This window comes from Helicobacter muridarum, assembly GCF_000765805.2.
Taxonomy (GTDB): domain Bacteria; phylum Campylobacterota; class Campylobacteria; order Campylobacterales; family Helicobacteraceae; genus Helicobacter_A; species Helicobacter_A muridarum.
In genome coordinates this window covers 1-10,793 of record NZ_JRPD02000034.1, presented here as the reverse complement: position 1 = coordinate 10,793, position 10,793 = coordinate 1, and the positions used below count along the sequence as shown (strand labels likewise).

Annotated in this window: 9 protein-coding genes; 8 read left to right on the top strand and 1 reads right to left on the bottom strand. The window is 34.1% G+C overall.

Annotated elements, in window-relative coordinates; translation table 11 throughout:
* From LS73_RS09865 to LS73_RS09855, 4 genes are all read left to right on the top strand, one after another.
* The coding region (locus LS73_RS09865) for a hypothetical protein (RefSeq protein WP_161976616.1) at positions 1-225 on the top strand (225 nt) is incomplete at its 5' end.
* Between the two features lie 29 nt (positions 226-254).
* A complete protein-coding gene (locus tag LS73_RS09860) occupies positions 255-395 on the top strand; it encodes a hypothetical protein (protein WP_158654962.1) in 141 nt (46 codons plus the stop codon).
* A 152-nt stretch (positions 396-547) separates the two neighbouring features.
* Positions 548-1,021 carry a hypothetical protein gene (locus LS73_RS09090; RefSeq protein ID WP_138070023.1) on the top strand — a complete coding sequence of 158 codons (474 nt, stop codon included), beginning with the start codon at positions 548-550 and terminating at the stop codon, positions 1,019-1,021.
* A 311-nt stretch (positions 1,022-1,332) separates the two neighbouring features.
* Positions 1,333-1,476, top strand: a complete 144-nt coding sequence (locus tag LS73_RS09855; protein WP_158654961.1) for a hypothetical protein — start codon at positions 1,333-1,335, stop codon at positions 1,474-1,476.
* A gap of 891 nt (positions 1,477-2,367) precedes the next feature.
* Here LS73_RS09855 and secA read toward each other — a convergent pair.
* Positions 2,368-4,977, bottom strand: coding sequence for a preprotein translocase subunit SecA (gene secA / locus LS73_RS09085; protein WP_034559629.1), 2,610 nt, complete (start codon positions 4,975-4,977; stop codon positions 2,368-2,370).
* A 216-nt stretch (positions 4,978-5,193) separates the two neighbouring features.
* Between secA and lepA the strand changes: the two genes are divergently transcribed.
* The 4 genes from lepA to LS73_RS09065 all read left to right on the top strand — a co-directional run.
* The gene (gene lepA, locus LS73_RS09080) at positions 5,194-6,987 is read left to right on the top strand and encodes a translation elongation factor 4 (protein WP_034559631.1); all 1,794 of its coding nucleotides are present in this window, start codon (positions 5,194-5,196) and stop codon (positions 6,985-6,987) included.
* A gap of 139 nt (positions 6,988-7,126) precedes the next feature.
* On the top strand, positions 7,127-7,891 hold the full coding sequence (locus tag LS73_RS09075; protein ID WP_052089993.1) for a hypothetical protein: 765 nt from the start codon (positions 7,127-7,129) through the stop codon (positions 7,889-7,891).
* A gap of 227 nt (positions 7,892-8,118) precedes the next feature.
* Complete coding sequence (locus LS73_RS09070; protein ID WP_034559633.1) at positions 8,119-9,228, top strand: ABC transporter permease; 1,110 nt, start codon at positions 8,119-8,121, stop codon at positions 9,226-9,228.
* A gap of 42 nt (positions 9,229-9,270) precedes the next feature.
* The coding region (locus LS73_RS09065) for a methyl-accepting chemotaxis protein (protein ID WP_138070022.1) at positions 9,271-10,793 on the top strand (1,523 nt) is incomplete at its 3' end.

The following is a 10,793-nucleotide window of genomic DNA, read 5'->3' as shown; positions in this document are numbered from 1 at the left end:
TCCTCTATTTCACAAAGCGATATGGACTTTCTATTTAACAATCCAAATGAGGTTAATGTAGTCTTGCTTGATAGCCAAGAGATGAGAGAGACAAAAGGAGAGTTTTGGAATGTTTGGGGCAAAATTTTTGGAATTGGTGCTAGATTAAGTCTTTATTCTTTTAATTGCTTGTTCTTTGGTAAATGCAGAGATTGGCAGGTCAATATTCGTTATCCAATGCCATAATTTATTTATGCTACATTGAGGAGGGTATCGTGTTAGGTAAAATAATATTATGCACATTGATTTTATCAAGTAGTGCATGGGCATATCGCTGCAGTGAGTCCTCATGTATAGATCAAAGATTGGGAATAGGTGGATATTATAGCACATTTACTACTCTAGAATCACTCTAGAATCTAACTCTACAAACATCGGTATATGCATTCCAGTTGGTTTTAAATATTATAATGAATGGCTATACATAGGTATTGAATCAATATATGGGATAGCCCAAGCAAGAATCGCCTACAATCAAACTAATGATACAAGACGAGAAATAAGCCATTTGGTATCAAATACGGCAGTTCATCTTGGGACAAATCTAGGCTCATTAGAATCTCCTATTCTTTTATCTTTCGCGATGTATATTGATCTGCAAAACGCCGATTCTAGCGAGAAAAGATTCTTAAAAGGCGATATGTTCTTAGGTGCTAATATCTTTGGTCGCTTTATACTCGATAAAGATATTGGCTTTGAATATGGTGCTGGATATGGTTATAGTATTGCTACAAGATACTATGGCGATGAATTTAATATTTTCAACAGCTCAAAACACAATCAACGATTTGAAGCTTCTCTTGGACTAATATTCACTCAATCATCTAACATAAAGAATACTAGAAAAGACTTCTATATGAAAGTCAAGGGATTATATTATATTAATAATGCTTTTGATATAACTACTAATCAAGGACAAACACTGATATATCCTTCAAATAAAGATATATCAGTAATGCTAGAGACTGGCTTTTCATTATAGTTCATAGATTGTTTAAGTTTTTAGCAGTAATTATTTACAATAGAATTTTTATTTCGTTTATATAGTCATAATATAGCAATTTACTAATTCTTGGCTATTTTTGGATATTAATATTATAAATATTTGGTAAGTTCTATAGTTTTAAACTCTATATTTAAATTTTGAAAGCAACACAATAATTAAAAAGGTTATTTCAGGAATTATGATAAGTTCTATATTAAGCTTAATGCAAGCAAAGCTATAAATGATAGTTTTGAGTCACATATTGCAACTAACAAAGTAGCAACGATTTCACAGGTTGATGCCAATTTTTGTTTGATAATATCGAAACAAGCAAAGTCGCTGTGTTAGATTCCAAAGAGATGAGGGAACAAAGGAGAGTCTTTGGAGTATTATTAGAGTCGTTTTTTGCCACAGTAGTGGTTGCATCTTTTGGTTCTAAGTTTGGCGATTAGCTAGACAAACGATTTTAAATAATCGTTCTCTTATCATTAAATTGATTAATGAGAGGTTAGCATGCAGTCTATTAAAAAGCTTCTATAAAATTTTTCTTTATCATTTGTTTTATTTAGTGCTGCATATTCTTATGGATATGTTAGTGTTGATGTATTTTACACGCAAAACAATTGAGACAATGTGAAATTTTACACTCATAGGTTACCTTTGCCTTTGGTGGAGCAACCTCTTCTTCACCCATAATTGGTGTAGATGTAAAGCTAGGATATGGCTATCAAAGGACAAATTTTCAAAATCTTAGCAATTCTTCGCGCTATTATGAGATTATGACTAAAATTGGTCTTGTTTCAAAATATAGTAAAAACTTTCTAAATCTGGTAGTTGGTAGTAAAGCTTTTTTCTAAGGGAGCAAATACACAACTAATTCTAATGGACATGGAATTACCAGTGGAGAATATATAAGCGGAAACAAGTCAAGCTTAACGTTTGGCGTAGGGTATCTTTATTATGTATTAGGGGATTATGTCTTTGGTGCTGATAAAATAGCGCATATGCAAAACTTAATGAGTATAGTTATGTTTTGCATGTAAGTGTTAAGGCTTTATATAAGTTTAATGACAAATTTGCTTTTTACACCAAGTCTATATACAAGCATTATGGTTTAAGTGATTCTAAGTTGTTTGATTTAAATAATTCTCTAGCAGGATATCCAAAGTCAGAAAACTGGTCAGCAGTACTAGAACTTGGACTTCAATTCTAGTCTTTATGTTAGTTAAGCATAATATATGCTTAGGCTTAACCCAAGATAAAACAAAGAAATGTTTGTAACACATGGATGTATAAATCCAAAAATAAGGAATCTTAGTGTTGCTGCTAGATTATTTGATTGACTATCCTGCTTTATTTGCTAGCACTCCTCTTTTTGGTCCACTTTTCCCATGACAATGTTTATATTTCTTACCGCTACCACAAGGACAAATATCATTTCTAGCTGGCTTTTTATCCTTAATTTTTTCATTTAGCACGTTTGAGTTTAATATTAGATTAGCGTTTTCCTGCTCTAATTCTGTTTTGATTTTTTCTTCTTGTTGCTCTACATCTTGGGGCGCAAATTGGATAATTTGCAATGTTCGATAAGCTTCAATTTTGATATTTTCTACCAATTCTAAGAAGAGATTATAGCTTTCTTTTTTATATTCTACTAACGGGTCTTTTTGATTATATCCACGTAGGCTAATCCCTGTTTTTAAGTGGTCTATTGCATAGAGATGCTCTCTCCATGCGTTATCAACTACTTGCAAGTATATTATTCGCTCTAATTCATTGCGCATTTCTTTGGCTGTGTTTATAAATTTTTCTTCATATTTCTCTTGTAAGCTTTCCGTGATAATACTATTTATCTCATCATAAGTTTTGTCCTGCAAGGATTGATTAATATCAAGTAAATATTCTTCCTTTAGCATTGCAATTAGATTCTGTGTATCGTAATTTTCTGGTATATCATGTGGCAAGATCTGACATCTTTCTAATAGAGCTTGCACTGTTATTACTCTATTTTCTTTTATTCGATCGCTCATGTCAAAGCTCTCTTGCAATAGCTCATTGCGGAATCTATAAATAACTTTTCGCTGCTCATTGCTTACATCATCATACTCTAGTAGATGTTTGCGAGATTCAAAATGTAAGGATTCTACTTTTTTTTGTGCTTTTTCTACGGATTTAGTAATCATGCTAGATTCTATACTTTCGCCATCTTTCATGCCAAGCTTACCCATGATACCCTTTAGTTTGTCACTACCAAAAATTCTAAGCAAAGAATCTTCTAGGCTTAGGTAAAATTGACTTATACCAGGGTCTCCCTGTCTCCCTGCTCGACCTCGTAACTGATTGTCAATGCGTCTACTTTCATGTCTTTCTGTGCCAATTATATATAACCCGCCCAATGATTTTATTTCATCATCGATTTTTATATCTACGCCACGTCCAGCCATATTAGTGGCTATTGTTACTGCTCCTTTTAGTCCTGCATTCTTGATGATTTCAGCCTCTTTTTCATGTTGCTTTGCGTTTAGCACATTATGCGGGATTCTAGCCTTTTTAAGTAGAACGTGCAAAGCTTCACTTTTTTCAATGCTAGCAGTTCCCACAAGCACGGGCTGCCCTGTTTTGTGTAGCTCTGTAATCTTTGTAATTACTGAATCAAACTTTTCTTTTTCTGTTTTATATATTAAATCATTTAGATCCTTTCTTGCAATTGGTAGGTTAGTTGGAATAGATATAACTTCTAGTCTGTAAATTTCTAAGAATTCTGTAGCTTCTGTTTGTGCTGTGCCTGTCATACCCCCTAGCTTATCATAAAGACGAAAGTAGTTTTGAAATGTAATATCTGCTAGGGTTTGGCTTTCTTCCTTTATGGCTACATTCTCTTTTGCTTCTAAGGCTTGATGTAGCCCCTCGCTAAATCTCCTTCCCTCACTTAAGCGTCCTGTAAATTCATCTACTATCACTACTTCACCATTTTGCACAACATAATCTTTGTCTTTTACAAATAGATAATTTGCTTTTAGGGCTTGGTCTAGATGATGAGATAATGATGCGTTTTCTATTGCATAGAGGTTTTCCACGTTAAAGAGCTTTTCAGCTTTTTTTATTCCCTCTTCTGTGGTTAATACAATTCGATTCTTTTCATCAATGCTAAAGTCTTCTGTTACATTTAACTGCTTGGCTACTGAATCAGCTAATTGATAATTTTCCATTTTGCGATTGATTGGTCCAGATATTATAAGGGGGGTTCTTGCTTCGTCAATAAGAATGGAATCTACTTCATCTATAATTGCAAAAAAATGATGTTTTTGCACTTTTTGATCAAGGTTGTATTTCATATTGTCTCGAAGGTAATCAAAGCCATATTCATTATTTGTTCCATAGACAACATTGTTTGAATAAATGTTTAATCGTTCTTCATCGCTATGTATATTGCTTGTAATAATTCCCACGCTTAATCCAAAGAACTCATACAAAGGCATCATAGTTTCTGCATCTCGTTTTGCTAAATAATCATTCACTGTTACAACATGCACACTTCTTCCAGATAGGGCATTTAGTATTACAGGTAATGTAGCTACTAATGTCTTTCCCTCACCTGTTTTCATTTCTGCAATTCGTCCATCATGCAGAGCCATTCCACCGATTAATTGCACATCAAAATGTCTCATGCCAAGCACTCTTTTGCTAGCTTCTCTTGTAAGGGCAAATACCTCTTCTAGTTTGGAATCTAAAAAGGAATTAATCATTGAGACCTCTGTTTTATTGCTATCAATGCTTTCAGTTTTTCTTATGGCTTCAGTATGAATTTGCTGGAATCTTTGTTGTAAATCTTTGTCGCTTAACTCTTGTATTTTCGATTCTAAGGCGTTGATTTTCTTGACGCGATTTTTATACTGCTTTAGAATCTTGTCATTTCTAGTCCCAAATATCTTTCCAATGAAGTTTTGAATCATGCTACACCTTAAAGTTAAATTCAACATGGGATTGTATCGTATTTAGCAATTATTGGCTAAGCAAGAATTCAAGTTAGTTTCCAAATCTTGGGATTCCAAAATGCTAAACTAATTTTATGCTCTTGTGATTAAGAATCCCTATCGTAAGTATCAATAGAAGTTTGGTAAGATATGAATCTTTGAATTCGCCAAGTATTTCGATTAAAAAGGAATAAAATGGAAAAGCAGATTAGGAATTTCTCAATCATAGCTCACATTGATCATGGTAAAAGCACGATAGCTGATTGTTTATTGCAAACCTGTGGCAGTGTCTCACAACGCGAAGTAAGCTCTCAAATGATGGATACAATGGATATTGAGAAAGAAAGAGGAATTACAATCAAAGCTCAAAGCGCGCGTTTAATTTACAAAAGTGGCAAAGATGAATATATACTGAATCTAATAGATACGCCCGGGCATGTGGATTTTAGCTATGAGGTATCGCGCTCTTTGAAATCCTGCGAGGGGGTGCTACTTGTGGTTGATGCAAGTCAAGGCATACAAGCGCAAACAATAGCAAATGTGCATATCGCATTAGAAAATAATTTAGAGATTATCCCTGTTATTAATAAGATTGATTTGCCAGCAGCCCAACCCCAAAGAGTGATTGAGGAGATTGAGGAAGTCTTAGGGCTTGACTGCTCAAATGCTGTGCTTGTAAGTGCTAAGACTGGAGAGGGTATTAATGAGCTTTTAGAATCTATTGTAACACTCATTCCGCCACCAAAGATAGATAATAGCAAACCACTAAAAGCCCTTGTATATGATTCTTGGTTTGATAATTATTTGGGCGCATTAGGGCTTATTCGCATTGTAGAAGGTAGCATTAAAAAGGGCGATATGGTTAAAACTATGAGCTCTAATAAATCTTATCAAGTTTTAGGACTAGAATATCCACACCCACTACATAAGCAAAGTAGCGAGATTCTAAAAAGCGGCGAGATTGGAATCTTAAATTTAGGATTAAAAAGCGTTACAGAGATGGCTGTTGGTGATACCATTACTTTACTTGAGAATCCAACTAGCCTAGCAATCGAGGGCTTTATGCCTGCCAAGCCTTTTGTATTTGCAGGGCTTTATCCAATAGATACAGATAAATTTGAAGATTTAAGAGACGCGCTAAATAAATTAAAACTAAATGATTCTGCTTTGCAGTTTGAGCCAGAGAGTAGTGTCGCATTAGGCTTTGGCTTTCGAGTTGGATTCCTGGGGCTTTTGCACATGGAGGTTGTAAAGGAGAGATTAGAGAGAGAATTTGGACTTGATTTAATTGCTTCTGCGCCAACGGTTGTGTATGAGGTGATTCTAACTGATGGAAGTGTAGTCATGGTGCAAAATCCAAGTGAGCTGCCACCAGAACAAAAGATTGCTTGCATTAAAGAGCCATTCGTGAGGTCTACTATAATTACACCTAGTGAGTTTTTAGGCAATATTATTGTTTTGCTAAACAATAAACGAGGCGTGCAAGAAAATATGGAGTATCTAAATGAAAATCGCGTAATGTTAACCTATGCTCTGCCTAGCAATGAAATCATTATGGATTTTTATGACAAACTAAAGAGTCAGACAAAAGGCTATGCGAGTTTTGATTATGAGCCTATTGAGTATAGAGAAGGAGATTTGATTAAGCTTGATGTGCGCGTAGCAGGGGAAGTAGTAGATGCGCTAAGTGTGATTGTAGATAGAAGCAAAAGCTATGAGAGGGGCAAGGCATTGGTGTCTGCCATGAAAGAGATTGTGCCACGCCAATTATTTGAAGTGGCAATTCAAGCTAGTATTGGCAATAAAGTAATAGCGCGAGAAACCGTGAAATCAATGGGCAAAAACGTAACCGCAAAATGCTATGGCGGAGATATTACAAGAAAGCGAAAATTACTAGAAAAACAAAAAGAGGGAAAAAAGCGATTAAAAGCTATTGGCAAAGTTGAGATTCCACAAGAGGCATTTTTAGCGGTTCTAAAAATTGATTAATAGATGTATTGGCATATTTATAGATATAACAATAAATTTAATCTGTAGTCTATGGATATGCCAAGAAAGTCTGGTTAACATGCTATTCGCGCTACAAACATATACTACCATATTAACTCTACATTTTTAAGGAATCCTAATGTCAATATCAAAATACATGTCAAATCTAAATGTCAATCTAAATGCAAGATTTACATTTGCTAAGCCAATCATATCTATTCTTGTGTGTTGTGTGCCTGCCTTTAGTCTTGATGCCAAGCAAATAGAAGAGTTGCTAAAAAGTCGGACAAATATGGACTTCAAGGTTATATCAAGCGATTCTAATGTTACAAAAGATTCATCCTTTGTTGTGGTTGAAGCTCCTAGTGGAGAGAGACTTTCTGCTATTGTAAGCAATGATGGGAAATTTCTTGTCCCATTAAGCGATGGTGTTGGAATCGGTGATTCTAAAAGTAAGTTAGAGTTAGCTATGAGCAGTGTTCAACAATATAATAAGGATAAAAAAGATGAAGCTGTTTTGGCACTTTTTAAAAAATATGATAAGTATATATTAAAGATACAGGCAAATGCAAATGTGAAAAATAAAACAAAGACCTATATGATAATTGATACTACATGTCCTTATTGCTTGCAAGAAATTCAACAGCTAGACTCCTATCTGAATAAAGGTGATTTGGAGTTGCTTGTTGTCGGAATCTTAGGACAAAGAGCTTTTAATAGATCGGCTATATACTATGGTGAGTTTCCTAATGCAAAAACAAGGGAGCAAAAAATTTCATTGATTAAAAAAGCATTTCAACAAGACTATGATGGAAAAAATAAGAACGAATCTATAGCTAAAGAGCTAGCAGATTCTACACTTAGTGCTGGAGTGCAGGGAGTGCCATTCATCATGGTGAAGTAGCATTTTGGGATTATAGTCTAAAGCAGCTTTTTACAAAATATATAAAATATAAGAATTTAGGTGATATTAATCTTTATATTTATATTAAGTTTTCTAATAATTATCCATAAAGCCTCTATAAACTATAGATAAAGTTGATGATTAGCTTATCTTTTAAGATCAAATACTAGAATTCTTGATAAAATGTCAAGTCAAATTGCAGATATGGCATTAAGAAAGTATTTATTATGAAAAAATTTTTTCTAACGTATCCATTCTTCTTCATTATTTGGGCGATATTGCCCATCCTACTTGGAGCTATTGTATATGCTACTTTCTTTCATGGCATTCCGACAAATCTTCCAATTGGAATCATTGACGAGGATAATAGTGCTACAAGCAAGGAATTGGGTTTTATTATTCAGAGTTCTCCATCTATTAATATCAAAAAACGTTATGATTCTTTGCTGCAAGCAAAAGCAGATATTGCTAGTGGAGATATTTATGGTGTAGTAGTTGTACCCAGTAAGTTTCAAGAGCATACTAGGCGAGGTGTTGGTTCGGAAGTAGTTTTATACTACAATGCGGAGTTTGTCCTAATTGGCAAGGCTTTGAATGCCGCTTTTTTGCAAGTGATAGCTTTCTTTAATGCAAACATTCAAGTTGGCACAAATTTAGCTAAAGATTCAAATCTTATTCTAGCTAAAGCTAGAGCATTGCCAATTATACCAGAGATTGAAGCATTGTTTAATCCCAGTAATGATTATTCGCAATTTTTACTAACTGTGATAATGCCATGTATTTGGCAAATTTTAGTAGCACTTGGAATGCTTAATTTGCTTTCAAATGATCCTAAAAATTTAGCTCAGTTAATCAAAAGGCTAGTTTTAAATTTTGGTTTGGCTATGATTTGGGGGTATATTATGCTTTATTTGTTTGAGATTCTAGGCTTTCCACAACAGGGAAGCTTTAGCATTATTATGTTAGCCTTAGCTGTATTTGCACTAGGAATTTGCGGCATAGTTATTTGTTTGCAATCAGTGCTTAGAGATTCTACAAGGAGCATTAGCGTTATTGCTGCATATATTGCCCCGTCTCTAGCTTTTGCGGGTATTACATATCCACAAAATAGCATGGAATCATTTGCTTTGTTTTGGAGTGAGATACTCCCTATTTCTCATTTTATGAATCTTTATCTAGCGCAGGCAAATTATGCGTTACCACTCTCTTATAGTTTAAATATCATAGCAGGAATGCTTCCATTTCTGTTGTTTTTGCTGCTTGGAGTATGTATTTATGAGAGAAGATTCCAAAGCATTACTATGAATAAGATTGATTGTAGCAATAAGTCTGCCTAGAACAAAGTAGAACTTATTTTTGATTTCAAGACAAGGAAAGCCATGCCACAGAGTATTACTACTAAACTAACGCTTATTGTTTGTGCCATTGTTGTTTTTATCATGATAATAATAGGATTATTTGATATGTATCGTGGCAAAAATTCCGCATTAAATAAAGTCATAGAATTTCAAGGAGCTCAATTAGCCGATGTAGATTTGATATTACGTAGTTTTAATAATAATTCATTGCGCATTCTTAAGGGTCTAGCTAGGGGTATAGAGTCTATTCCATCTGAAAATATGGATTCTAAAGAGAATATCATTAGTAATATAGGTAATATTTTGAAATATACCAAGGTTCTTACAAGCGTACACGCTTCTGTTTTTGGGTTTTCTAATGGAATGGTAGTTTTTGCTAATAATAAGGTATTTTCAAGCGGCAATGATTATGAGGTGCTAGGAGGTAATGATGACTCTGATTATAATGCCAGCACTAGAGATTGGTATATTGGGGCTGCAAATGGCAATAAGCCTTTTCAAACAGGTGTTTATGCTGATTTTGTGGATAAAATACCAAGCATGACATATTCTATACCAATTGTTATAGGTGGAAAATTTATAGGCGTAGCTGGCGTTGATGTTCTATTAAGCACACTGCAAGGATATTTTGATGAAATTGGTAAATCAGGATCAAATATATTTGTATTGGATTCTAAAGGTATTCCATTTGTAGCTACAGATGCTAGCATTATTATGAAAGAAGCACCAATATATAAGGAAATCGTAAGGATTTCAGCACAGACTGGAGATTTTGAAGAGTTTTTTATTAATGATGGTGGATTGAATAAGATAGGACAGTGTAAAACTAGCACAGACTCGAACTTTGCAGTGTATACATTATGCTCTCTTAACTCCATAGATGATATTGAAGGTCCTATTGTTAGAGCTGGATACTTACAGCTAGCTATTAGTATTATTGCATCACTAGTAATTAGTGCTATTATTTATTTGGCTGTAAAGTATTATTTACGTCCTATTAATAGCGTTCTAAGTGGCTTGATAGATTTGTTTGCATTTCTCAATTATGAAAAGAAAGATGTAACTTTGATTTCAGTCAAATCCCAAGACGAATTAGGCAGAATGGCAGAAGCAATTAATTCCAATATACAAAGAACTCAAAAAAGCCTAGAACAAGATTCTAATGCAGTAGCTCAATCTGTTCAAACAGCAAAGGCAATAGAGCAAGGAGACCTAAGTGCTCGTATTATGGAGAATCCAGCCAATCCACAATTAAAAGAATTAAAAAATGTTCTAAACTCTATGTTAGATGTATTACAACAAAAGATAGGTAGAGATACAAATGAGATTGCTAGAGTATTTGATAGTTATACAAGACTTGACTTCACAACAAAGATAAATGATGCAAAAGGACAAGTAGAAATAGTAACTAATACATTAGGCAATGAAATAACAAAGATGCTACATACTTCAGCCAACTTTGCCAAAGAACTAGAATCTCAATCAAAAGAATTAGAAAATGCAGTAAATACTCTATCAGAATCCTCAAACAAACAAGCAAGCTC

Bases quoted from the DNA above. Each gene is read 5' to 3' on its own strand.
- secA (WP_034559629.1), bottom strand. From the start codon at position 4,977: ATGATTCAAAACTTCATTGGAAAGATATTTGGGACTAGAAATGACAAG.
- LS73_RS09070 (WP_034559633.1), top strand. From the start codon at position 8,119: ATGAAAAAATTTTTTCTAACGTATCCATTCTTCTTCATTATTTGGGCG.
- lepA (WP_034559631.1), top strand. From the start codon at position 5,194: ATGGAAAAGCAGATTAGGAATTTCTCAATCATAGCTCACATTGATCAT.
- LS73_RS09075 (WP_052089993.1), top strand. From the start codon at position 7,127: ATGTCAATATCAAAATACATGTCAAATCTAAATGTCAATCTAAATGCA.